Below are 22,540 nucleotides of genomic sequence, written 5' to 3'. Positions count from 1 at the left end.
GTTCTTTTCACAAATCAGCATGCTTTTCTGATGCCCGTTCCTAATGCGCTGGTCACTGAGATAAATCTGATTGTTCATCCCGCCCCGATGACGCGCAGGAGCCCGAACCTATAATCGGCTCGCCTATTCCGGCGGATGCAAATACGCCTTTCACGGAAGCATTCTCAATGAGCATCAACCTCAATCAACTCGTCCAGGGCGCTTTGTCAGAAAGCGTGTTGCAGCACATCGCCGGGCGCATCGGCTGCGCGCCGGAATCCGCCAAGCGCGTGGTGTCGCTGTGCGGGCCCGTGCTGATCGGCGCCATGATGAACAAGGCGTCTTCGCTCGAAGGCGCGCGCAATCTGTTCGCGGCGATCATGTCGCCGGGCACCAATGCGCTGATCGCGGAGGAACTGCCGCATTTCGTCGTGCAGGACGAGGGATTCAGGACGCTCGTCGACACCGGCGCGAAAACCGACGAGGCGATCGCCTCGCGCGACAGCCTCAACGGGCTCGCGGAGCGCATCGCCGAATACACGGGCGTGGCGGCAAACGCCACGCGCACGCTGACCGGCGTGGTCGGCGCAACGCTCTTCGGCGTGCTCAAGCGCTATCTCACGCAGCACAACGGCCAGGCGGCCCAGCTTCCGGCTCTGCTCGGCCATCAGTTGCCGGTGGTGCGCGCCAACATGACGGACGCATTCGCCAACGCGCTCGGTCTCGGCTCGGTCGGCGCCTTTCTCGCGGGCGTCGCTTCGCGGCTGAAGGCCGTGGCGGCGCATCTCGACCATCCGGCGACGCACGAAGCCGCTGCGTTTCCGCTGCAGCAGGAACCCATCGCCGCTCCGGAGCCGCCCGCGAAGGAGCACGCCGGCAAGAAGAAATGGTGGTGGGTCGCGCTCGCCGCCGCGCTCGCGCTGTTCGCGGCGCTGCTCGGACGCGGCTGCTCGACGGAAAAGCAGGAGGACACCGCGCCCGCCGCGAAGCCGGATGCGGCGTCTGACGCGAGCACCGACATGGCCGCGGTCACCACCGCCGGTTCCGACGCGGCCGCGACGATTCCATCCGCGAGTCAGGCATCGATGCCCGTCGCGCTGCCGGGCAAGGACTCGACAATGTCCTTCGCGGTCGACGCCTCGGGCATGCCTACGCTGACCGCCAGGGTGAACAGCGAGAAGGAGCGGCAACACCTGCTCGACATGCTCGCGGTCAAGCTCGGCATGGACAAATTCCAGGCCAACATCACGGTCGATCCGGACACGAAACCGGCCGCGTGGCTCGGCAAGCTCGACGACCTGTTGCCGGTCATGGCGCTGCCGGGCGCGCAGGTGCGGATCGCGGGCGACAAGGTCGATCTGAGCGGCCGCGCCGCGGACACCGCGCTCGGCTGGCTGGACAAGCTGAAGGCATCCTTCGGCGAAGGCTGGGCGATCACTTCCGATACCCCGGCCGCAGCCAAAGCGCTCGCCGCCTCCGACGCCCAGGCCGCAGCGTCTTGCGCCACCGCCGACATCGCGAAGCAACTGAATGCGCGTCCGATCAACTTCGGCTTTGCGTCGAATTCGTTGCCGCGCGCCGCGCTGGACCAACTCGCGTCATCCGCGAAGTCGCTGAAGAATTGCGACGCATCCGGCAAGCCGATCAAGTTGCAGATCGGTGGTTTTACGGACAGCTCGGGCGATCCGGCGGCGAATATCCGTTTGTCGGAAAAGCGCGCGCAAGCGGTGCGCAGCTATCTGATCCAGCACGGCGTGCCCGCGGATACGCTCTCGGCGGAAGGTTTCGGCGACGCGCATCCGATCGCCGGCAACGCGACGCGCGAAGGCCGCGCGGCGAATCGCCGGATCGAGTTCAAGGAATTGAACTGATACGGTTAACGCCCGGGAAGTTGCTGTAAGGAACGCGCCGGCTTGCTCAATGCAAGCCGGCGCGTTTCATTTTCCCGGCTCGGCGCGACGTGCGCGCGGAAAGCCATCGCCCATGAAATCCTGATCGAGATTCGCCGGCAGCATTTCGCGCGCGACTTCGATCCACGCGCGCGCCGCGTGCGACAGATACCCGTTGCGCCGCCAGCCGAGCGCCATATCCCAGTGAATCTCCGGCGCGACGACCGGGCGGCAGGTGAACGCGTCGGCGTCGAGGCGGCGGCAGTAGGGCGCGGGCAGCAGCGCGATGCCGATGCCCGCCTGCACCAGCGCTGCCATGAAATCCCAGTGTCCGCTGCGGCCGACGATCGTCGGCGCGAAACCCGCCTCGCGGCACGCGTTGAGCACGACGTCGTTCAGCGCGAGGCTTTCGCCGTAGAACACGAACGGTTCCGCAGCGAGATCGGTGAGTGCGACTTCGCGCGCGTCGTCCCAGCGCGAACCCTTCGACGCGACCAGCCACAGTATCTGCCGGCTGACGGGCAGGACGTCGAACATATTGGTGTCGACGGGCTGCAGGACGCCGCCCAGTTCCAGTTCGCCGTCGATGAGCGCCGCCTCGATCGCCTTCGAGCCGCGCTCGAACAGCTTGAGTTCGACTTTCGGATAGCGGCGCCGGAACTCGGCGATAGCGGGCGTGAACAGCGAGCCGCCCATCGGCGGGATGCCGATCGTCAGCGTGCCGCGCCCGAAAGTGCCGAGATCGTTCAGCTCGGCCTCCAGCCGCGCGTGCGCCGCCAGCACCTCGACGCCGCGCTGATAGACGATCTGCCCGGCGTCGGTCAGCACCATCTGACGACCTTCGCGCAACAGCAGCGGCGACCCGACTTCATCCTCCAGCGCCTTCACCATTTTGCTGATGGTCGGCTGGGTCACGAACATGTGTTCGGCGGCGGCGGTGAAGCTCTTCTGCTTCACGACCTCGATGAAGTACCGCAAGGCGCGCAATTCCATCGTCGGCTCCTGAATTCCAGTTCGGAATGTTTTGGATAAGCTTAATTCATTTTAATTATGCAAGGAGCGACCATATACTCGGACTACAGGTTAACCCTAGTTCATCGATTTCAACGCATACGAGCCCGCCATGTCCGCCGCCCTGACGACCCCTTCGCAATCCGCCTTCGGCCGCTTTCTGCGCGTCGCGGTGCAGTCCGCCGCGCTCGCGGCGATCTGGGTCGCGGCGGATTTCGTCGCGCGCAAGCTGGCGTTGCCGGTGCCGGGCGGCGTGGTCGGCCTGGTCGCGTTGCTCGCGCTGCTGTTCTGCGGCGGCATCGCGCCGCGCTGGGTGAAGGCGGGCGCGGACTGGCTGCTCTCGGACATGCTGCTGTTCTTCATCCCGGCGGCGGTCGCGGCGGTTCAGTACGGCGGCCTCTTCATGGAAGACGGCTGGCGGCTCGCGCTCGTGGTGGTCGGCGGAACGTTGATGGTGATGGTGGCCGTCGCGTTCGCCGTCGACCGTGCGGCGCGCCTCGAACGCCATCTTGCGTTGCGCCGCGTGCTCGTCGCACGGCAGGCCGCACGGGCGTGAGTCAGCCGACATGAACCACTTCTACGCGTCCCTCATCGAAGACGACGCCGCGCGCCTCATCGCGGCGGGCTGCTTCGTGCTGACCGTCGCGCTGTACTTCGCGGCCAAGCAGCTCTACGCGCGCTTCAGGCAGCCGTGGCTCACGCCGCTTCTGGCCGTGCCGGCGGTGCTCGCACTGATCGTCGTGATGGCGCGCATTCCGTACTCCGTTTACTTCGCCGACACGCGCTGGCTCATGTGGCTGCTCGGCCCGGCGACGGTCGCGTTCGCGGTGCCGATCTACGAATACCGCGAACTCATCAAGCGGCACTGGATTTCGCTGAGCGTCGGCGTGACGGTCGGCATTCTGGTGGCGGTCGGCGGATCGCTGATGCTCGCGAAGCTGCTGCATCTGTCGCCGGAATTGCAGCGCAGTCTCGCGACGCGCTCGGTCTCGACGCCTTTCGCGCTCGCCGTTTCCGACAAGATCCACGCGCCGAAGGACCTGACCGCGCTATTCGTGATCGCGACGGGCGTGTGCGGCATGCTGTTCGGCGAGATCGTGCTCGCGCTCGTGCCGCTGCGCACGCGGCTCGCGCGTGGCGCGCTGTTCGGCGCGGCGGCGCACGGCGTCGGCACGGCCAAGGCGCGCGAACTGGGGAGCGAAGAGGGCGTCGTCGCCAGTCTCACGATGATGATCGCGGGCGTCGCGATGGTGCTGCTCGCGCCGTTGCTGTCGGCGCTGCCTTTCTGAGCGCGGAAAAGCGCCGCGAAAAGTCCCCACGCGCGTCTCAGAATCGGATCGTTCCCACGGGACTTTGCTACAATCGGCGTTCGCTTCCGAGGAGCGTTGCGACGGCCAGAAACACAGGCCGCCAGGCTCGGAGCATTCAATCCGGACGGTTCGAAGGCTGATCGAAAGCCCGCTGAGCCACCGCATCGAACGGCGCTCACGTCAACATTTCTAGACTATTTAGAAAGGAGGGCGTGATGAACGCCGCAGTTCTCGATTCCAAGAATTCCAAGGATTACGTCGTCGCCGACATGTCGCTGGCCGCATGGGGCCGCAAGGAACTCGACATCGCCGAAACGGAAATGCCGGGTCTCATCCAGACGCGCGAGGAATATAAGGCGCAGCAGCCGCTGAAGGGCGCGCGCGTCGCCGGTTCCCTGCACATGACGATCCAGACGGGCGTGCTGATCGAAACGCTCACGGCGCTGGGCGCGGACGTGCGCTGGGCATCGTGCAACATCTTCTCGACGCAGGATCACGCCGCCGCCGCCATCGCCGCGGGCGGCACGCCGGTGTTCGCGTTCAAGGGCGAATCGCTCGACGAATACTGGGAGTTCTCGCACCGCATCTTCGAATGGCCGAACGGCGAGTTCGCCAACATGATTCTCGATGACGGCGGCGATGCAACCCTGCTGCTCATTCTCGGCTCGAAGGCGGAGAAGGATCGTTCGGTCATCTCGAAACCGACGAACGAAGAAGAAGTGGCGCTCTACAAGTCGATCGCTTCGCACCTCGACGCCGATCCGACGTGGTATTCCACGCGCCTCGCGCACATTCAGGGCGTGACGGAAGAAACCACCACGGGCGTGCATCGCCTGTATCAGATGGAAAAGGAAGGCCGCCTGCCGTTCCCGGCCATCAACGTGAACGATTCGGTCACGAAGTCGAAGTTCGACAACCTCTACGGCTGCCGCGAATCGCTCGTGGACGGCATCAAGCGTGCAACCGATGTGATGATCGCGGGCAAGATCGCCGTCGTGGCCGGTTACGGCGACGTGGGCAAGGGCTGCGCGCAATCGCTGCGCGGTCTGGGCGCGACGGTGTGGGTCACGGAAATCGATCCGATCTGCGCGCTGCAAGCCGCGATGGAAGGCTACCGCGTCGTGACGATGGAATACGCCGCGAGCCGCGCCGACATCTTCGTGACGGCGACGGGCAACTACCACGTCATCAACCACGACCACATGAAGGCGATGCGCAACAACGCGATCGTCTGCAACATCGGTCACTTCGATTCGGAAATCGATATCGCTTCCACGCGTCAGTACACGTGGGACAACATCAAGCCGCAGGTCGATCACATCGTCTTCCCGGACGGCAAGAAGATCATCATTCTGGCTGAAGGCCGTCTCGTGAACCTCGGCTGCGCGACGGGCCATCCGTCGTTCGTGATGTCGAACTCGTTCACCAACCAGACGCTCGCGCAGATCGAACTGTTCACGCAAGGCAAGAAGTACGAGAACAAGGTCTACGTGCTGCCGAAGCATCTCGACGAGAAGGTCGCGCGTCTGCATCTGGGCCGCATCGGCGTGGAACTGACCGTGCTGTCGGACGAGCAGGCAGGCTATATCGGCGTCGACAAGAACGGCCCGTTCAAGCCGAACCACTATCGCTATTAATCGCAGGCGGCGGCGTTCGTCCGCACGGGGGCATGCGCTCCCGTGCGGCGCGCGCGAGCTGACGCATCAACCGGAGAACCTTCGATGACCGTGCTGCTGACATGGCTGATCAACGCGCTCGCGCTCCTGATCATCACCTATCTCGTGCCGTCGATCCACATCCGCAGTTTTGGCACGGCGCTCATCATCGCGGTGGTGCTCGGGCTCATCAATGCAGTGCTGAGGCCGCTTCTCATCATCCTCACGCTGCCGGTGACGATCCTCACGCTCGGGGTCTTCATACTCGTCGTGAATGCGCTGTGTTTCTGGCTGTGCTCGTCGCTGCTGAAGGGCTTCGAAGTGTCGGGATTCTGGTCCGCGTTCTTCGGCTCGATTCTGTACAGCATCGTGTCGTGGCTGTTGTCGGCGCTCATTTTCGGGAACCGCAACTTCGGCTGACGTCGCCGCTCGATCATCCACCATCATGAAACCGATCGAACTCTCATTCGAGTTTTTCCCGCCGAAGACGCAGGAAGGCGTGGACAAGCTGCGCGCGTCCCGCGCCGAGCTCAAGAAGCTCTCGCCCAAGTTCGTTTCCGTGACCTTCGGCGCGGGCGGCTCCACGCAGCAAGGCACGCTCGACACCGTGCTCGAAATGGCCACGGAAGGCTTCGAGGCCGCGCCGCATCTTTCGTGCATCGGCTCGTCGCGGGACAGCCTGCGCGCGATCCTTTTGAATTACCGCGAGCACGGCATTCGTCATATCGTCGCGCTGCGCGGCGATCTGCCTTCGGGCATGGGCGAAGTCGGCGAGTTGCGCTATGCGTCCGAACTCGTGGCGTTCATCCGCCAGGAGCACGGCGACTGGTTCAACATCGAAGTGGCCGCGTATCCGGAGTTTCATCCGCAATCGAAGTCGCCGCGCGCGGACCTCGAAAACTTCGCGCGCAAGGTGAAGGCGGGCGCGAATTCCGCAATCACGCAGTACTTCTTCAACGCCGATTCGTACTTCAGGTTTGTCGAGGAAGCGCGCAAGCTCGGCGTCGACGTGCCGATCGTGCCGGGCATCATGCCGATCACCAACTTCTCGCAACTGATGCGCTTCTCCGACATGTGCGGCGCGGAAGTGCCGAAGTGGATCGCGCGCCGGCTCGAAAGCTTCGGCGACGATCGCGAGTCGATTCGCGCATTCGGCGTCGATGTGGTCACGGGTTTGTGCCAGCGTCTCGTCGACGACGGCGCGCCAGGGCTGCATTTCTACACGCTCAACGGCGCGTGGGCCTCGAAAGCGATTTGCGAAGGCCTCGGATTCAAAAGCGTCTGATCTGCATCAATGCTTCACCCGCGCGGCGCTCGTCGCGCGGTTCTTGTTTCTTCTCCCGTGAAGTTCGCCTTTTTTCGCCGGCTCAAGGCCGCGCGCGCAATATTTCGTCGTCCGGTCTATCACGTCTGCGCATGAGCGATAACATACCCTTATCGGAGTGCCATCGGCGACAAACTCTAGTGGGGAAAACCAAGCGCGCATGTCACTTTTGTTCGTGCTACGGTAGCGCCCGACTTTGCGCACACGCGCCGAAAAACGGGCGGTGCGATCAAGTACACTCGCGCTACGCCGGCCAGAAGCCGGCATCGACTTGGAGGAAACATGAACAAAAACAGCCTGTTGCGAGCCGTCCGCATGTCGGCGCTCGCGGGCGCCGTGGCCACGGCATCGCTCTTCGCGGCGAGCGCGGCGAACGCAGCCATCCCGAACAAGACGCTCGTGTACTGTTCGGAAGGCAGCCCGGCCGGTTTCGATCCGGCCCAATACACCACCGGCACCGATTTCACCGCGAACACCTTCACCGTGTACAACCGTCTCGTCGAGTTCGAGCGCGGCGGCACGAAGGTCGAGCCGGGCCTCGCGGAAAAGTGGGACGTCTCGTCCGACGGCCTCACCTACACGTTCCATCTGCGTCACGGCGTGAAGTTCCAGACCACGTCCTACTTCAAGCCGACGCGCGAATTCAACGCGGATGACGTGATCTTCACGTTCAACCGCATGCTCGATCCGAACAATCCGTTCCGCAAGGCGTACAACGTGCAGTTTCCGTACTTCACGGACCTCGGCATGGACAAGCTGATCTCGAAGATCGAGAAGGTCGATCCGTACACCGTGAAGTTCACGCTGAAGGAAGTGAGCGCGCCGTTCATCCAGAACATGGCGATGGAATACGCATCGATCCTGTCCGCCGAGTACACGGACAAGCTGATGAAGGACGGCAAGGCTGCCGACATCAACCAGCAGCCGGTCGGCACGGGCCCGTTCATTTTCCGCAGCTATACGAAGGACGCGACCATCCGCTTCGACGGCAATCCTGACTACTGGAAGCCGAACGCGGTGCAGATTTCCAAGCTGATCTTTTCGATCACGCCGGACGCCGCCGTGCGCGTGCAGAAGTTGAAGAACAACGAATGCCAGGTGATGAGCTATCCGCGTCCGGGCGATATCTCGACGCTGAAGTCGGTGTCGAACGTCGATACGCCGTCGCAGGCGGGCTTCAACGAAGGCTATGTCGCGTACAACGTGACGAAGAAGGACCTCGGCAATACCGACGTGCGCCGCGCGCTCGACATGGCCATCAACAAGAAGGCGATCATCGATTCCGTGTATCAGGGCGCGGGCCAGGCGGCCACCGCACCGATGCCGCCGACTCAATGGTCCTTCGACAAGAACCTGAAAGGTCAGGCCTACGACACCGCGAAGGCGAAGGAACTGCTCGCCAAGGCGGGCTTTCCGAACGGCTTCGAGATCACGCTGTGGGCGATGCCCGTGCAACGCGCGTACAACCCGAACGCGCGCCTGATGGCGGAAATGATCCAGGCCGACTGGGCGAAGATCGGCGTGAAGGCGAACATCGTGTCGTACGAGTGGGGCGAGTATCTGAAGCGCGCGCACGCGGGCGAACATGATGCGCTGCTGATCGGCTGGACCGGCGACAACGGCGACCCCGACAACTGGCTCGGCACGCTGCTCGGCTGCGATGCGGTGAAGGGCAGCAACTTCTCGAAGTGGTGCTACAAGCCGTTCGACGAGCTCGTCGTGAAGGGCCGTTCGACCACCGACGTCGCCGCGCGCACCAAGGCTTACACCGACGCGCAGCAGATCTTCGCGCAGCAACTGCCGTTCTCGCCGATCGCGCACTCGACGGTCTATCAGCCAGTCAGCAAGAAGGTGACGAACATGAAGATCGAGCCGCTCGGCTACGTGCGCTTCGATGGCGTCGGCATGCAATAAGGTTTTGCTGCGGAGCGCTTTTTGCACTAAACCATAACTAATCGAAAAGGTCCGGCGGCGCGGGTCGAAGTACGATCCAAGCCGCCGGACACGTTTTGAGTCCCTCCAATACCGAAAAAAGGCGATCATGTTCCGATTCGTTTTGCGACGCATAGGAATGGTGATACCGACGTTCATCGGCATTACGATTCTCGCGTTCGCGCTCATTCACCTGATTCCTGGCGACCCCATCGAAGTGATGATGGGCGAGCGCGGCGTCGACCCGGCGATGCACGCCGAAGCCATGAAGCGCCTCGGCCTCGATCAGCCGCTTCCGATCCAGTATCTGACCTACGTCGGCCACGCGCTGAAGGGCGATCTCGGCACTTCGATCATCACCAATACGAGCGTGATGGGCGAGTTCCTCGCGCGCTTTCCCGCGACCGTCGAACTCTCCATCTGCGCGATGATCTTCGCGCTCGTCGTCGGACTGCCGGCGGGCGTCGCGGCGGCGCTGAAGCGCGGCACGGTCGTCGATCACGGCGTGATGGGCACCGCGCTCACCGGCTATTCGATGCCGATCTTCTGGTGGGGCTTGATCCTCATCATGTTTTTCTCGGCCAAGCTCGGCTGGACGCCGGTGTCGGGCCGCATCGCGGTGGAATACGACATTCCGCATGTCACCGGCTTCATGCTGATCGACTCGATCTTTTCGACCGACGAAGGCGCGTTCAAATCGGCGTTGTCGCATCTGATTCTGCCGACCATCGTGCTCGGCACGATTCCGCTCGCGGTCATCGCGCGCATGACGCGTTCCTCGATGCTCGAAGTGCTGCGCGAGGACTTCATCCGCACGGCGCGCGCGAAGGGTTTGTCGCCGCTGCGCGTGATCGTCGTGCATGCGCTGCGCAATGCGCTGATTCCCGTGGTGACCGTGATCGGCCTGCAGGTCGGCACGCTGCTCGCGGGCGCGGTGCTGACCGAGACGCTGTTCTCGTGGCCGGGCGTCGGCAAGTGGCTCATCGACGCCATTTCGCGTCGCGATTATCCGGTCGTGCAAGGCGGCATTCTGATGATCGCGACGCTCGTGATCGTCGTGAATCTGGTCGTCGATCTGCTCTACGGCGTGTTGAATCCGCGCATTCGCCATACGAGGTAACTGTAAAGATATGGCCGATATTCAAAACAACCTCCCGCCGCAGGCGGTGATGCCGCCGCCGTCCGGCCGCATGGTCGCGGCGCGCGAGTTCTGGGCGAACTTCTCGCGCAATCGCGGCGCTGTCGTCGCGGGCGTGATCGTGCTCGTGCTGATCCTCATCGCGCTCACCGCGCCGCTGATCGCGCCGCACAGCCCGATCGAGCAATACCGCGATTACGTGAAGATTCCGCCCGCGTGGCTCGAAGGCGGCAACCGCATGTTCCCGCTCGGCACCGATGAAGCCGGCCGCGACATTCTCTCGCGTCTGATGTACGGCGCGCGGCTGTCGTTCTGGATCGGCTTCGTGTCGGTGATTCTCGCGTTGCTTCCGGGCGTCGTGCTCGGGCTCATGGCTGCGTTCTTCAACTGGCTCGATACGCCGATCATGCGTGTGATGGACGTGCTGCTCGCGTTGCCGTCGCTGCTGCTCGCGGTCGCCGTCGTGGCGATCATCGGGCCGGGGCTCGTCAACACGATGCTCGCGATCGCGATCGTCGCGTTGCCGGGTTATGTGCGCCTCACGCGCGCGTCGGCGCTCGGCGAATTGCAGAAGGAATACGTGACGGCATCGCGCGTCGCGGGCGCGGGCACCGTGCGGCTGATGTTCTCGCAAGTGCTGCCGAACTGCGCCGCGCCGCTCATCGTGCAGGCGACGCTCGGCTTCTCCTCAGCGATTCTCGATGCCGCCGCGCTCGGCTTCCTCGGTCTCGGCGTGCAACCGCCGGCGGCGGAGTGGGGCGCGATGCTGGCATCGGCGCGCGATTACATCGAAAGCGCGTGGTGGATCGTGACGATGCCGGGTCTGTCGATTCTGGTCTCGGTGCTCGTCATCAACCTGCTCGGCGACGGTCTGCGTGACGCGCTCGATCCGAAACTCAAGCGGATGGGCTGACATGAACGATCTACTGACTATCCGTAATTTGCAGGTGACGTTCGGCGGCACGCAGGCCGTCGATCGCATCGATCTTTCCGTGAAGCCGGGCGAAGTGGTCGGCGTCGTGGGCGAGTCCGGCTCGGGCAAGAGCGTCACGATGATGGCGCTGATGGGCCTCATCGATGCGCCCGGCAAAGTGACCGCCGATCAGGTCACGTTCGACGGCAAGGACTTGCTGAAGGCGTCGGCGCGCGCGCGTCGCAGGATCATCGGCAAGGACATCGCGATGGTGTTTCAGGACGCGCTCACGAGCCTGAACCCGAGTTATACCGTCGGCTATCAGATCAAGGAAGTGCTGAAACTGCACGAAGGTCTGCGCGGCGATGCGCTCAACAAGCGCGCCCTCGAACTGCTCGATCAGGTCGGCATTCCGGACGCGAGGAGCCGCATCAACGCGTTTCCGCATCAGATGTCGGGCGGCATGAACCAGCGCGTGATGATCGCGATGGCCGTCGCGTGCAATCCGAAGCTGCTGATCGCCGACGAGCCGACCACCGCGCTCGATGTGACGATCCAGGCGCAGATCATGGAACTGCTCGTCAAGCTGCAGAAGGAACGCGGCATGGCGCTTGTGCTGATCTCGCACGATCTGGCCGTCGTGTCCGAAGTGGCGCAGCGCGTCGCGGTGATGTACGCGGGCGAGATCATTGAAACGAATCACGTGCCGACGATCTTCAGCGACCCGCATCATCCGTATACCGAGGCGCTGCTTGCGGCGATTCCCGAGCATTCGCGCGGTGCGGAGCGCCTCGCGGCTTTGCCGGGCATGGTGCCGGGCAAGGACGACCGGCCGAGCGGATGTCTGTTCGCACCGCGCTGCAAGTATGTCGTCGACGACTGCTGGAAGGGCAGGCCGGGTCTGCTTCAGCTCGACAAGAACGATCCGGCCGTGCGCGCGCGTTGCATCAAGCCGTTGAACATCGATGTGGTGGTGGAAGGAGGCGCGCGATGAACGCCGTACCGAAGGAAATCAGTCAGGACATCGTGCTCGCCGCCGACCAGCTCACGAAGCATTACGACGTGAAGCGCAGCGCGTTCAAGCACGGCACGGTGAAGGCGCTCAACGGCGTGTCGTTCGAACTGAGGCGTGGGCGCACGCTCGCGGTCGTCGGCGAATCGGGCTGCGGCAAGTCCACGCTCGCGCGCCAGTTGACGATGATCGAAGCGCCCACGTCGGGCCGCCTGCTGATCGACGGCGATGATGTCGCGGGCGCGAGCAAGGCAAAGATCGCCGAGTTGCGGCAGCGCGTGCAGATGGTGTTTCAAAACCCGTTCGCGTCGTTGAATCCGCGCAAGACGGTGGAGCAGACGCTCGGCGAGCCGCTCGCGATCAACACGTCGCTCTCGTCGACGGAGCGCGCCGAGCGCATCGCGAAGATGATGCGCACTGTCGGATTGAGGCCCGAGCATGCGACGCGTTATCCGCACATGTTTTCGGGCGGGCAGCGCCAGCGCGTGGCCATTGCGCGCGCGATGATTCTCGATCCGCAGATTCTCGTCGCGGATGAGCCCGTGTCCGCGCTCGATGTGTCGATCCAGGCGCAGATCCTGAACCTGTTCATGGATCTGCAGCAGCAGTTCGGCACGAGCTACGTGTTCATCTCGCATAACCTGTCGGTGGTCGAGCATATCGCCGACGACGTGATGGTGATGTACTTCGGCGGCGTCGCCGAAGTGGGCGACAAGAAGACGATCTTCGCGAAGCCGCGCCATCCGTACACGCGCGCCCTGATGTCCGCGACGCCTGCAATCTTCGAGGAAGACCGGACCATCAAGATCAAGCTGCAGGGCGAGATGCCGTCGCCGCTCAATCCGCCGTCGGGTTGCACGTTTCATCAGCGCTGCCCGTACGCGATCGAGCGATGCCGCGTGGAGGAGCCGAAACTGCGTCCGGTCGATGGACGTCAGGTGTCGTGTCATCGCGCCGAGGAGGTCGGCGAAGGCGAGGCCTGAATCTCGCCGGGACTGCGCGCGCCGCGTCACGCGGATGTTTTAAGATGTCGGTCGTGCCGGATTCTTACGACAAGCCGCGCTTCCTGCGCGCGGCGTTCGCCCAAGCGACAGCCATCGTGCTGTCGTTTGTGCTGTTTGCGGCGGGCATCGCGGTTTCGCCGCCGGGGTTCGCGGTAGTCGGATCGCGCACGCCGCAGGCCGCGGGCGATGCGGGGTCCGCCGCCGCGCCGTCCAATCCGCCTCCGCCTCCACCGCCGCGCGCGGACCGATCGGAAGGCACCACGGCGAGCGGCCCGGTGCGCGCGCAGCCGCCGCGCATGCCGTTCTACGTCGCGACCAAGGGTACGACGACCATCTATCTGCTTGGCACGCTCCATGTGGGATTCGCGAGCGACTATCCGCCCGAGCAACCGTTTCGCAAACCGATACTCGCGGCGCTGGATGCATCGCCGACACTGGCGCTCGAAATCTCTCCGGACGAACTGCTGCTCTCTCAGGACGATGTGAACCGCTACGGCATGTGTCGCAGCGAATGTCTGATCGACTATCTGCCGGACGCGATGTGGAAGAAGGTCGAGACGCGCATGCGCAACAATCCGGAAGCGTTGAAGGAGTTGCGGCACACGCGGCCGTGGCTCGCGTCGATGCTGATCGAAACGTACGACACGTTGAAGGCGGGCTTTCAGAGCGAGTACGGGACCGAGGCGCAGTTGCAGAACGTCTATCTGCGGGCGGGGGGGAAGATCGTCGGGCTGGAGACGCTGAACGAGCAGATCACGACGTTCACGCGGCTCACGTCGGCGCAGCAACGGGAGATGCTCGCGCAGGATCTGGTGCAGACGCCGGCGGAGAATGTCGCGGATGTGAAGGAGCTGCACCGGCTATGGCGCATCGGCGACGCGGACGCTTTGAAAGCCTGGGATGACGCGAAGAGCAGCAAACTCGCGAGGAATCCGGCGCTGGCGGCGCAGGTGGATGGTCGGGTGGTGTATGAGCGGAATCGAAGGTTCGTGCAGCGGATGGTTGGGCTGGCTGGGCCGGATAAGCCGGTGTTCGTGGCGATCGGGGCGTTGCATCTCGGGGGGGCGAGGGGGGTGGTGGAGTTGTTGAGGAAGAGGGGGTTTGTGGTGGTGGGGGGGTGAGGGCAAATGCGAAGCCTTCGTTCCTCAATCAACCGTAAAGACGCGGACCCTTGCCCCAACGACCGTAGCCCGAGGCGGTACATCGTTCAAAACGACGGCGTTCGCGCCGATCCTGGCCCCCGTTTTAACAACGACCGGGCCGAGTACGCAAGCGCCCGCGCCAGAGCACATCGTCTTCGATCACTGGCGCGCCGGGCCCGCCCCGACCGCCGATTACGACGTTTGGCGCTATCACGATATTGCTGCCGAGCACAGCCTTGCTATGCACAACGATACCTAGTCCCTGATAGCCAAACGTGACGTTGCGTCCCACCTTCACTGAAGGCGGCAAGACGACTGAAAAAACGATGCGATTGATTACCTGCAGCATCCATGGCAACAACGGTATGCGAAGTCGATACAGTAAATTGGAGAACCGGAAGATATAAATCATGAGCTCATGAAGCGACCGTCGCCCTTGGCGGCGAATCAGTGTTGCGGCGGCGATACCGGAGGAAGCTTTCCACGTGTCGTGCGTAATTTCAGCAACATCAGGGCGAAGCGGACATTGGTGACGAGATAGCGCTTCCACATGCGCCGAGGTTCCTGAATGACGCGATACAGCCACTCGAGCCCGGCACGCTGCATCCAGCGCGGCGCGCGACGCACTTTGCCCGCGACGACGTCAAACGTGCCGCCCACGCCCATCACGAAATCGACGCCCAGCCGCTCCCGCCATCGGTTGATGAAGTTCTCCTTTTTTGGCGAAGTGATCGCAACAAAGAGCATCCGCGCGCCCGACTCTCGAATCGTGTCGACGATGCGCTCTTCGTCGTCCCAGAAGTAGCCGTGATGGCAACCGGCAATCTGTAGTTCCGGGTGCTGCGCACGCACGACATCGGCCGTTCGCTCGACGACGTGCTGTGTCGCACCGAGCAAGAATACAGATAGACCGCGTTCGGACGACATGGCGAGCAGGCGCTCGAACAGATCGACACCAGCCACGCGCTCTGGCACAGGTATGCCGAGCAACTTCGCGCCCCAGACAATGCCCATGCCGTCGATGTTGATGATGTCGCACGCCTTCACCGATGCCGCAAGCGAAGGGTCGCCTTGCATGTGAACGAGCTTCGCGACGTTGATTACGACGTGCTGTGTGAATATTCGTTGCTCGACGCGCCTGCGAATCCAATCAACGCTTTCCTCCATCGTTGCGACGTCCATTGGACATGAAAAGAGTTCAATGCGATGCATGATGCGGCTCTGGTTGATTCGTTTCGTGTGCGGCGTAAAGGCTCAATGCGTAAAACGCCCAAGCCTGCGTCCAACGTAAATAGTTGATGCGATTAGTCACCCAACGCCCTTTTTGATAAACAAAACGCTTTTCTGCTGGCATATAAAGGGACTCTTTGGCACGGCTCAATACTCGCTCGACAAGGAACTGATCGTTACGAGTTCCGCCAACCTTCAACAATGTAACGATTGCTTGGGCCACCGAGTGAGTGTCGAGCGGCCAAGTACGGTCGTGGTAATACTTGACGGTGCCGTCGAGCAAGAAGAAGTGCTGCCTGTAATAGTCCATGCCCCGGTCGATCGCCTCGCTGAATTCTGCGGTGCCCGTCGTTTCCTGCAGCAGCGTCAAAGCCTCGAGGTTGTAGCCGGTATGGAAACCGTCGATGAAGCCGTGGTGCCCCCTCGTGCCATAGATCCACGCGCCATCAGTGCGCTGCATCGACACCGACTGTCGCGCCACTCGCAGAGCTCGATCGCGCATATCGTCGTTACCCACGCGCACCGCAGCTTCTGCCACGAGTGCTGCAGACCAAAGACTTGCGTTGTGCACAAACGCGGACTCGCCGGGGATGTACGCATAATATTCGACGCCGACATCGTTGGTGTACAACGAGTCGAGGAACAAGCCAGAATCGATTGCAGCTTCGATGAACACACCATTACTCGTTACCTGTCCGAGCGCATACAGCGCACGCGCGACGTAACAGGTGGTAATCGCGTTAGGTTTGCCGCGCGGCACATAGAAGGCGCGGGCGGCCCAATCAAAGTGATAACCCCACGCTCGGTGACGCCATGCATCGGTGTCTACGCTTTGCGTGAGAAGCCATTTGCCCAACTCCACTGCTTCCGCAAGCTCGGCGTCATCATCGAGGTATTTATAGCGCTCCAGCAGACCAAGCACGATCAGCGCGATGCCCTTCGGGTTGCGCTGCTTGGGTACGGCCACAAGCGGACGGACGTTCACGGGGCTGCGTTTATGCAACTGCAACCAGGCGACGCACCCCAAAGGCCACACTTTACCGCCGACACGTTCGAACAGGTCACTGTTCAAAGCGTCGAACGGATCGTAACCGGCGTAGTTGTCGGCACGGCAGTTTTTCAGCAACGCATTGGCGATTGCGTTGGCTTCGGCCGCAAGCGGACTATTTTGGAAATGAGTCATCCATCACCTGTTGATATGTTCGGGCGAGTTTCTCGACCGTACGTTGAATCGTGAATTGGTCAAGAAAGCGCTGTCGGGCGGCCGCCCCCAGTCGCCCACGCAAAGCCGGTTCGCAAATCAACGTTCGAATCGCGTCAGTAAGCGCATCCGCATCATCGGGCGGCACAAGGAGGCCTTCTTGCTCATGCGTGATGGCATCAACGACACCCGGGATGGTCGTTGAAACGATCGCGATTCCTGATGCCATGGCTTCAACAATGGACACCGGGAATCCCTCGCTACGAGAAGGAAGAAGGAATATGTCTGCTGTTGCGAGCAGGTGCGCTTTCGAATCGCCCGATACCCAACCGAGGTATTCCGCTACGCCCGACAGACCTCTGCGGTCGATGTCGGTTGTCAACGTCCGCACGTCTCCGTCCCCTCCTAAAAGAAGGCGGAATGAGTGACCCTGATTCCTGAGCGCCTCGGCCGCTTCAAGTAGCACGGCCAAACCCTTCGCTTCGCTGAGTCGTCCAAGAAACAGCATGACGGGAGGCCCAGAAAGTGGCGGACGCGTGGCTTCAACAGATGACATATCAGCTATTCCGTTATAAATCAGCTGAAACTTGCCCGACTCGCACATGTGCCGCCGCATTAACCAGGCGTGCACTTCTCGCGAAAGACAAATGACTTGAGAGGCGTGCCTCAACATCCAACTGACGGCAATACGCGCTGGACCAGGTAAATCGTCAACAAAATGCGCTATCGCGCCGCTATGAATATGCACGACATACCTCTGGCGCAATCCGATGCACGTCGCCGCAAGCAGCCACTTTCTCAGCAGAGAGCCTTTAATCGAAGTATGTATATGCACAATGTCAGTTTGTCGGGTCGCTGACTCCCGCACGACACGCCACCAAGCCGACAAATACTGGAAAATTCCCACAGCACCTTGATGCCCGCACGTCGCACTGAAGTGGACGTCGTAATTCTGCGCTTCGAACAACGATCTGTTCTCAGCGTAGCCGTTAAGAACAGACGCGATTCCCCCTTTCGCTGACTTATTTGGGCCGACGTGCAAGACCTGCACTGCGCAGCGCTTGCTGACATTCCCTTTCATAGAAAAGCGCACCCGATTCATTTATTGACCTGTTTTTCGGACTCGACGCGAGTTCTGACTTCGACATCGCCGTAATACATGGTTCTTTCCGATACATCTGAGGGACGCACTTTCCAATCCCACTTGTATATTCCGACTTTCAAATAGGCATCTCTGTCGTTCGGATAGGCGTTCGCCGATGTGCCGCCGCGTACGACGAGCGCACCGTCTTTATAAAGGTCAGTGACCGCAAAAGCACCGGTATCGTCGGGTCTATAGCGAAGCATCCAACAGACGACTCTCCCGCGATCCTTCTTCGTATCGCCGAACGTGATGTTCTTGACAGCGGGACGGCCACGAACGTCAACCTGATAGTGATCGCCCGCAAGCATCAGGGAAAACGGAGGTGAACCGAATCCGAAAGATTGATGTATCTGCGTGATGATTTCTGGCTGCTTGCGATCGAATTCGTAGTCAGGTGGGGTCATCGTTGACCAGCGAATTTCATAGTCTCCGCTCACAGCAAAACGCGTCAGACGAACAAAGGCGAGTTCGACTCTCGGAACGCCATTCGCGACGCCAGTAAAATCGTCGTCAATTCTCATCGATCCCCGTAGCGCGGATCCTTGAAACTCGGGGACATGAACAACCCTAAGCGCGTCCGTTCGCGATGCCTGTCGCTCAATGCGTTGATCGATCCCGCTTTTCCAGGAAGTAGAGTATGAGACGGCATATCGGCCGTCATCTCCTCCTTGGCATCCATTGTTCGCCGCTGCGCCTAGTCTCGGCAGAGCGAAACAAAGCCAAAGTAGGAAGACTAGATCTCCGCGCGTTTTCATTTTATTTGATCCCATGAGAACCGTTCTCACCTGTTGTCTTTAGCGGAATACCAAGGCGCCGGAAGACACGAGAAGCGAAATGCCGAAAAAGAAGCGAACCACAGATCGCATCTGGACCAGCGCGCGTGAGCCACCGCTTGTCACACAAAAAAGCGCGGATAAGATGTAAATGACCAGCGGATAGAACAGCGAGATTCCGGAACGAATGCTCCAGAATGACGAGAGCAGAACAACGGAGTAGGCGGTAATCCAATAGCTCGACGTGTTGTTCAGCGACACCTTCCTGTAATAGAACCCCATGATGAACGCATTGACGAATCCAACAGAAATTAAACCGGCGTATCCGAAATCAATGAGGTAACTGTACGGAGCGCCAACCGACTGTGCGGTATCTCTGTTTGTAAAAAGTTGCTGCATTAAAGATGCACCATGCGCGATCTTCACAGGCGAGAAGATCGCGATAAATTCTCCGAACGTGTATAGACCATAGAGCATGTTTCCATTCAGCGCGGTGACGATGTGTTCGCCGAAGACATAGGGAACCGTAATTTCAGCGTGTACAATCCAGATGGGAAGCATTAATGTGGAGACCGACCTCGATATAGTGTCGCCTCCACCATAACGCAGCATTGCGCCCAAGCCGACAATTACGTACACCGCGATCAACGTAAGTATCGCGAAAGGCAGAATGATCCGCAGCTTCGCGCGGCGATTGAACGCCCAAATCAGACCGCAGCCGAAGACGATATTGGCCAGCTCCTGCCGCTGGGTCATCATCAAATTCAGAGAAATACCTATCGTTAGTGTGAATATCCGCGCGATACGGTTGTTCTTTACTCCTAAAACGCCGAAGCAGAAAAAGGCCGTCGACAACGGTGCGAGTAGCCGTGAGGGATAGTCCTCAAATCCGCCAAGTGTCAGCTTGTATCTCGCCATCGGATCGCCGAGCAGCGGAATCGACCCGATGTTTGCGAATTTCGATAACTGGAAGACTGATGCAACGAGGAATAGCGCAAAAGCAAACCGCGGATCGATACGCAGGGGGGCGATGTTCACCGAATTGCCAGCGTTTGGTGCTTTGCCGGTACGCATCGAGATTCCGGTGAGCCATAGCGCGACGACAAACGAGACTAGATAGGTCAATCCGTAGGATGGCGTCGCACCCGTGAAATAAAAGTAAGTGGACGCCCAACCAATAGGATTGTCGATGCCAGTCAGCAACAGGACGACGCCGACAAAGACCGCAAACGAGATCGGCGACATCAGGTGAAGAAGCAAAAGCCTCCCGCCTCGTCTCTGATGCATGGGCGGCGTCCTGTTCATTCGAACAGGCGCATCTTGATTCGCCGGAACGGAAGGCCGCTGCATCGCGCGATATTCTTGCTTGTTGTCGAGAGGATTATTCACAACACTAGAATCTTGCGGGCGTAGGATTCAGAAGCGCGGCGTGCGAGCTTCGCGATAAGCCCGTTTCTGATTGCCGCCGTGACCACGGCCGCCGCAAGCACAGACAAAAAGCCACCCGTTCCGCCGAGCCACACTAGGAGTGCGCACGCGACAGCAAACGCAAACGTCGTTTTTATGTTGACGCGAGCAACCGCGCCAGCCTTTTCGAAGAGCATCATCACGTTGCTTGGGACAGCGCTCGACATTGCGACCGCATATTGCATCGAGAGCAGCAGGCCCGCGATGATCAATGCGTTCCGGTAATGGAAGTTGATGCCATCTGCGCCTGAATACACGACTACTGCCACCAAAACGACGTTCAATCCCAAGACTCCGCCATTCGAGCCCCGAACCGTGCGATGCATCGTCTGCAAGGTAGACTGGATCGGCTTATTGGACGCGACCAGCTTCGCCAACTCCGGCAACTGCGTCATAGAGACAGCCCGGGGAAGCAGAACGGCCACGGCGGTGATCGACGAGAGCAGGGAGAAGCCGCCTGCAAACTCCGCACCGCAAGTGAGCGAGGCGATGGGAACGAACAGCAAATTGACGCCACTGGAAAGGAAGCCGGTCATGCCAGACTGCAAGCCCTTGACGTCGAAGCGATGATCCAGCGCCGCGCGAGATGGCGCGCCGATGGCCCCGAACATGCAGAACGAAACCGCCAGCAGCGCATATGCGAGCGCAGCGGAGGCCGGCACGCCATGGGCCCTGCACAAACATAGCGCAACGTACGAGCAGCCGATCAAAGCAAAATCGAAGAGCACCGCCACGCGATACGATTTGCACGCGACAAAGTAGTGACGGGCGAGTTGATACATCGACCATCCGCATAGCAATAGCGCGAATGACGACGCGTCGATGGCGGAGGGCGAAACTGCCGCCACGACAAACGAAGCGCAGCACACTGCAATCGCCGTCGTCCCCGCCATGGTTGCTGCCGAATAGAACGAATCGATTGCCTGTCGTCTGTCCGCCGCCATGGGAACGCGCACCAGGATCAGGCTGGCCCAGCCAATCCCCGAAAAAAAGGCAGCCAGTTGCGCAAGCGACATACAGGAAGCCGTCAGCCCGAGGTCCATCGTCGAATAGACGCGCTGAACGGAGGCAAAGACGACGACACGGTACAAGCCAGGCATGCCTGTGCAGATCAGCGCCTCGACCCGTCCGAGCCAGCTACGCCACTTGAGCATCACGCGAAGACGCCTCTTGTGTCGATCAGCACTTTCGATTGCAGCCGGTTGCTATCGAGTCCCTTGAACTCGCGATGCTCGACGAGTAGTACGACGATGTCCGCCACACTGATCGCGTTAGCCAGGTCGCGGAGTTCGACCTTTCCCCTGAGCTTCTCGGGCAGCTCCGAAATGTTCGGTTCGACCACGACGATCCCGGCACTGCGCTTGTCGGCCAGCGCCGCGACGATCTCCACCGCCGGACTCTCCCGCAAATCATCGATGTTCGCCTTGAACGCCAGCCCCAGACAAGCGATCACCGGCTCTTTGAAACGCTTCGCCGCGCGCTCGACCCGCTCGATCACCCAGTGCGGCTTGGAATCGTTGACAACCCGAGCAGTACGAATCAACCGCGCCTCATCCGGCGCCGAATCGACGATGAACCACGGATCCACCGCAATGCAATGCCCGCCGACACCCGGCCCCGGCTGCAGAATATTCACGCGCGGATGGCGGTTGGCGAGCTTGATCAGTTCCCACACATTGATGTCGATCCGGTCGCAGATCAGCGACAGCTCATTGGCGAACGCGATACCCACGTCGCGCGACGCGTTCTCGGTCAGCTTGCACATCTCGGCCGTGCGCGCGTCGGTGATCACGCACTCGCCGGTGACGAAGGTCTGATAGAGCGTGCGCGCCGCATCGCTGCATCGCGGCGTCATCCCGCCGATGATGCGATCGTTCTCCACCAGCTCGCGAATCACATGCCCCGGCAGCACCCGCTCGGGACAATGCGCAACGCGAATATCGGAGGCTTCGCCGCGCTGCTGCGGAAAGCTCAGGTCCGGCCGCATCTCGGCCATCCAGGCGGCCATTTGCTCGGTCGCACCGACAGGCGAAGTCGACTCGAGCACGACGAGATCGCCCTTCTTGAGCACGGGCGCGACCGTGCGGCTGGCGGCTTCGATATACGAGAGATCGGGCTTGAAACCGTCGGAAAAAGGTGTCGGCACCGCAATCAGGAACGCATCGGCGGCTTGCGGCGTCGTCGTCGCCTTGAGATGGCCTTGCGTCACCGCGGCGTGCACCAGCATGTCGAGCTCGGGCTCGACGATATGGATCTCGCCGCGATTTATCGTGTCGACGGCGTGCTGGTTCACATCGACGCCAATCACCTTCTTGCGACGCGCTGCAAATGCCGCCGCCGTCGGCAAGCCGATATAGCCAAGACCGATGACGGAGATAGTTTCGAATTCCATAACTTTTCTTCTGTATTGCCGGGA

20 protein-coding genes and 1 riboswitch are annotated in these 22,540 nt (G+C 61.2%); of the genes, 12 read left to right on the top strand and 8 right to left on the bottom strand.

Going from position 1 to position 22,540, the window contains the following annotated elements; genetic code table 11:
* Positions 1 to 167: 167 nt before the first annotated feature.
* Positions 168 to 1,850, top strand: a complete 1,683-nt coding sequence (locus AWB80_RS07325) for an OmpA family protein (protein WP_061173996.1) — start codon at positions 168 to 170, stop codon at positions 1,848 to 1,850.
* A gap of 66 nt (positions 1,851 to 1,916) precedes the next feature.
* Here the strand turns inward: AWB80_RS07325 and AWB80_RS07320 are convergent, their stop codons facing one another.
* Complete coding sequence (locus tag AWB80_RS07320) at positions 1,917 to 2,861, bottom strand: LysR family transcriptional regulator (protein ID WP_061173995.1); 945 nt, start codon at positions 2,859 to 2,861, stop codon at positions 1,917 to 1,919.
* Positions 2,862 to 2,991: 130 nt separating this feature from the next.
* Here AWB80_RS07320 and AWB80_RS07315 point away from each other — a divergent pair, with 130 nt between their 5' ends.
* From AWB80_RS07315 to AWB80_RS07265, 11 genes are all read left to right on the top strand, one after another.
* Positions 2,992 to 3,435, top strand: coding sequence for a CidA/LrgA family protein (locus AWB80_RS07315; protein ID WP_061173994.1), 444 nt, complete (start codon positions 2,992 to 2,994; stop codon positions 3,433 to 3,435).
* A 10-nt stretch (positions 3,436 to 3,445) separates the two neighbouring features.
* Positions 3,446 to 4,168, top strand: a complete 723-nt coding sequence (locus AWB80_RS07310; RefSeq protein WP_061173993.1) for an LrgB family protein — start codon at positions 3,446 to 3,448, stop codon at positions 4,166 to 4,168.
* A gap of 82 nt (positions 4,169 to 4,250) precedes the next feature.
* Positions 4,251 to 4,373: riboswitch (S-adenosyl-L-homocysteine riboswitch) on the top strand.
* 31 nt (positions 4,374 to 4,404) lie between these two features.
* The gene (ahcY, locus tag AWB80_RS07305) at positions 4,405 to 5,826 is read left to right on the top strand and encodes an adenosylhomocysteinase (protein ID WP_061173992.1); all 1,422 of its coding nucleotides are present in this window, start codon (positions 4,405 to 4,407) and stop codon (positions 5,824 to 5,826) included.
* Positions 5,827 to 5,910: 84 nt separating this feature from the next.
* Positions 5,911 to 6,264, top strand: a complete 354-nt coding sequence (locus AWB80_RS07300; protein WP_061173991.1) for a phage holin family protein — start codon at positions 5,911 to 5,913, stop codon at positions 6,262 to 6,264.
* 25 nt (positions 6,265 to 6,289) lie between these two features.
* A complete protein-coding gene (metF, locus tag AWB80_RS07295) occupies positions 6,290 to 7,129 on the top strand; it encodes a methylenetetrahydrofolate reductase [NAD(P)H] (protein WP_061173990.1) in 840 nt (279 codons plus the stop codon).
* A gap of 321 nt (positions 7,130 to 7,450) precedes the next feature.
* Entirely contained in the window at positions 7,451 to 9,082 is a 1,632-nt protein-coding gene (locus AWB80_RS07290) for an ABC transporter substrate-binding protein (protein ID WP_061173989.1), read from the top strand.
* A gap of 127 nt (positions 9,083 to 9,209) precedes the next feature.
* Complete coding sequence (locus AWB80_RS07285) at positions 9,210 to 10,220, top strand: ABC transporter permease subunit (protein WP_061173988.1); 1,011 nt, start codon at positions 9,210 to 9,212, stop codon at positions 10,218 to 10,220.
* A gap of 10 nt (positions 10,221 to 10,230) precedes the next feature.
* On the top strand, positions 10,231 to 11,151 hold the full coding sequence (locus AWB80_RS07280; RefSeq protein ID WP_061173987.1) for an ABC transporter permease subunit: 921 nt from the start codon (positions 10,231 to 10,233) through the stop codon (positions 11,149 to 11,151).
* Position 11,152: 1 nt separating this feature from the next.
* The gene (locus AWB80_RS07275) at positions 11,153 to 12,145 is read left to right on the top strand and encodes an ABC transporter ATP-binding protein (protein WP_061173986.1); all 993 of its coding nucleotides are present in this window, start codon (positions 11,153 to 11,155) and stop codon (positions 12,143 to 12,145) included.
* Positions 12,142 to 13,146 carry a peptide ABC transporter ATP-binding protein gene (locus AWB80_RS07270; protein WP_061173985.1) on the top strand — a complete coding sequence of 335 codons (1,005 nt, stop codon included), beginning with the start codon at positions 12,142 to 12,144 and terminating at the stop codon, positions 13,144 to 13,146. Before AWB80_RS07275 ends, AWB80_RS07270 begins: the two co-directional genes overlap by 4 nt.
* A 44-nt stretch (positions 13,147 to 13,190) precedes the next feature.
* The gene (locus tag AWB80_RS07265; protein WP_061173984.1) at positions 13,191 to 14,288 is read left to right on the top strand and encodes a TraB/GumN family protein; all 1,098 of its coding nucleotides are present in this window, start codon (positions 13,191 to 13,193) and stop codon (positions 14,286 to 14,288) included.
* A 468-nt stretch (positions 14,289 to 14,756) separates the two neighbouring features.
* Here AWB80_RS07265 and AWB80_RS07255 read toward each other — a convergent pair whose 3' ends face one another.
* From AWB80_RS07255 to wecC, 7 genes are all read right to left on the bottom strand, one after another.
* Positions 14,757 to 15,386 (bottom strand): WecB/TagA/CpsF family glycosyltransferase, encoded by a 630-nt coding sequence (locus AWB80_RS07255; protein WP_279628641.1) that lies wholly within the window; start codon positions 15,384 to 15,386, stop codon positions 14,757 to 14,759.
* A 121-nt stretch (positions 15,387 to 15,507) separates the two neighbouring features.
* On the bottom strand, positions 15,508 to 16,722 hold the full coding sequence (locus AWB80_RS07250; RefSeq protein ID WP_061173982.1) for a prenyltransferase/squalene oxidase repeat-containing protein: 1,215 nt from the start codon (positions 16,720 to 16,722) through the stop codon (positions 15,508 to 15,510).
* Positions 16,703 to 17,842 (bottom strand): glycosyltransferase family 4 protein, encoded by a 1,140-nt coding sequence (locus tag AWB80_RS07245; RefSeq protein ID WP_087131096.1) that lies wholly within the window; start codon positions 17,840 to 17,842, stop codon positions 16,703 to 16,705. Before AWB80_RS07245 ends, AWB80_RS07250 begins: the two co-directional genes overlap by 20 nt.
* Entirely contained in the window at positions 17,839 to 18,639 is an 801-nt protein-coding gene (locus AWB80_RS07240) for a heparin lyase I family protein (protein WP_160147418.1), read from the bottom strand. The genes AWB80_RS07245 and AWB80_RS07240 overlap by 4 nt, the downstream gene beginning before the upstream one ends.
* Positions 18,640 to 18,678: 39 nt before the next feature.
* On the bottom strand, positions 18,679 to 20,046 hold the full coding sequence (locus AWB80_RS07235; protein WP_143327987.1) for an O-antigen polymerase: 1,368 nt from the start codon (positions 20,044 to 20,046) through the stop codon (positions 18,679 to 18,681).
* Positions 20,043 to 21,281, bottom strand: coding sequence for a hypothetical protein (locus AWB80_RS07230; RefSeq protein WP_143327986.1), 1,239 nt, complete (start codon positions 21,279 to 21,281; stop codon positions 20,043 to 20,045). Before AWB80_RS07230 ends, AWB80_RS07235 begins: the two co-directional genes overlap by 4 nt.
* Positions 21,278 to 22,516, bottom strand: a complete 1,239-nt coding sequence (gene wecC, locus AWB80_RS07225; RefSeq protein WP_061173977.1) for a UDP-N-acetyl-D-mannosamine dehydrogenase — start codon at positions 22,514 to 22,516, stop codon at positions 21,278 to 21,280. The genes AWB80_RS07230 and wecC overlap by 4 nt, the downstream gene beginning before the upstream one ends.
* Positions 22,517 to 22,540 lie beyond the last annotated feature (24 nt).

Source organism: Caballeronia pedi, assembly GCF_001544915.2.
GTDB classification, from domain to species: domain Bacteria; phylum Pseudomonadota; class Gammaproteobacteria; order Burkholderiales; family Burkholderiaceae; genus Caballeronia; species Caballeronia pedi.
Note: the sequence above shows the minus strand (reverse complement) of the source record. Positions and strands in the feature narration are given on the sequence as shown.

Bases quoted from the DNA above. Each gene is read 5' to 3' on its own strand.
- metF (WP_061173990.1), top strand. From the start codon at position 6,290: ATGAAACCGATCGAACTCTCATTCGAGTTTTTCCCGCCGAAGACGCAG.
- AWB80_RS07245 (WP_087131096.1), bottom strand. From the start codon at position 17,842: ATGAATCGGGTGCGCTTTTCTATGAAAGGGAATGTCAGCAAGCGCTGC.
- AWB80_RS07250 (WP_061173982.1), bottom strand. From the start codon at position 16,722: ATGACTCATTTCCAAAATAGTCCGCTTGCGGCCGAAGCCAACGCAATC.
- AWB80_RS07265 (WP_061173984.1), top strand. From the start codon at position 13,191: ATGTCGGTCGTGCCGGATTCTTACGACAAGCCGCGCTTCCTGCGCGCG.
- AWB80_RS07280 (WP_061173987.1), top strand. From the start codon at position 10,231: ATGGCCGATATTCAAAACAACCTCCCGCCGCAGGCGGTGATGCCGCCG.
- AWB80_RS07275 (WP_061173986.1), top strand. From the start codon at position 11,153: ATGAACGATCTACTGACTATCCGTAATTTGCAGGTGACGTTCGGCGGC.
- ahcY (WP_061173992.1), top strand. From the start codon at position 4,405: ATGAACGCCGCAGTTCTCGATTCCAAGAATTCCAAGGATTACGTCGTC.
- AWB80_RS07310 (WP_061173993.1), top strand. From the start codon at position 3,446: ATGAACCACTTCTACGCGTCCCTCATCGAAGACGACGCCGCGCGCCTC.
- AWB80_RS07315 (WP_061173994.1), top strand. From the start codon at position 2,992: ATGTCCGCCGCCCTGACGACCCCTTCGCAATCCGCCTTCGGCCGCTTT.
- AWB80_RS07240 (WP_160147418.1), bottom strand. From the start codon at position 18,639: ATGAAAACGCGCGGAGATCTAGTCTTCCTACTTTGGCTTTGTTTCGCT.
- AWB80_RS07270 (WP_061173985.1), top strand. From the start codon at position 12,142: ATGAACGCCGTACCGAAGGAAATCAGTCAGGACATCGTGCTCGCCGCC.
- wecC (WP_061173977.1), bottom strand. From the start codon at position 22,516: ATGGAATTCGAAACTATCTCCGTCATCGGTCTTGGCTATATCGGCTTG.
- AWB80_RS07290 (WP_061173989.1), top strand. From the start codon at position 7,451: ATGAACAAAAACAGCCTGTTGCGAGCCGTCCGCATGTCGGCGCTCGCG.
- AWB80_RS07320 (WP_061173995.1), bottom strand. From the start codon at position 2,861: ATGGAATTGCGCGCCTTGCGGTACTTCATCGAGGTCGTGAAGCAGAAG.
- AWB80_RS07285 (WP_061173988.1), top strand. From the start codon at position 9,210: ATGTTCCGATTCGTTTTGCGACGCATAGGAATGGTGATACCGACGTTC.
- AWB80_RS07325 (WP_061173996.1), top strand. From the start codon at position 168: ATGAGCATCAACCTCAATCAACTCGTCCAGGGCGCTTTGTCAGAAAGC.
- AWB80_RS07300 (WP_061173991.1), top strand. From the start codon at position 5,911: ATGACCGTGCTGCTGACATGGCTGATCAACGCGCTCGCGCTCCTGATC.
- AWB80_RS07255 (WP_279628641.1), bottom strand. From the start codon at position 15,386: ATGCAAGGCGACCCTTCGCTTGCGGCATCGGTGAAGGCGTGCGACATC.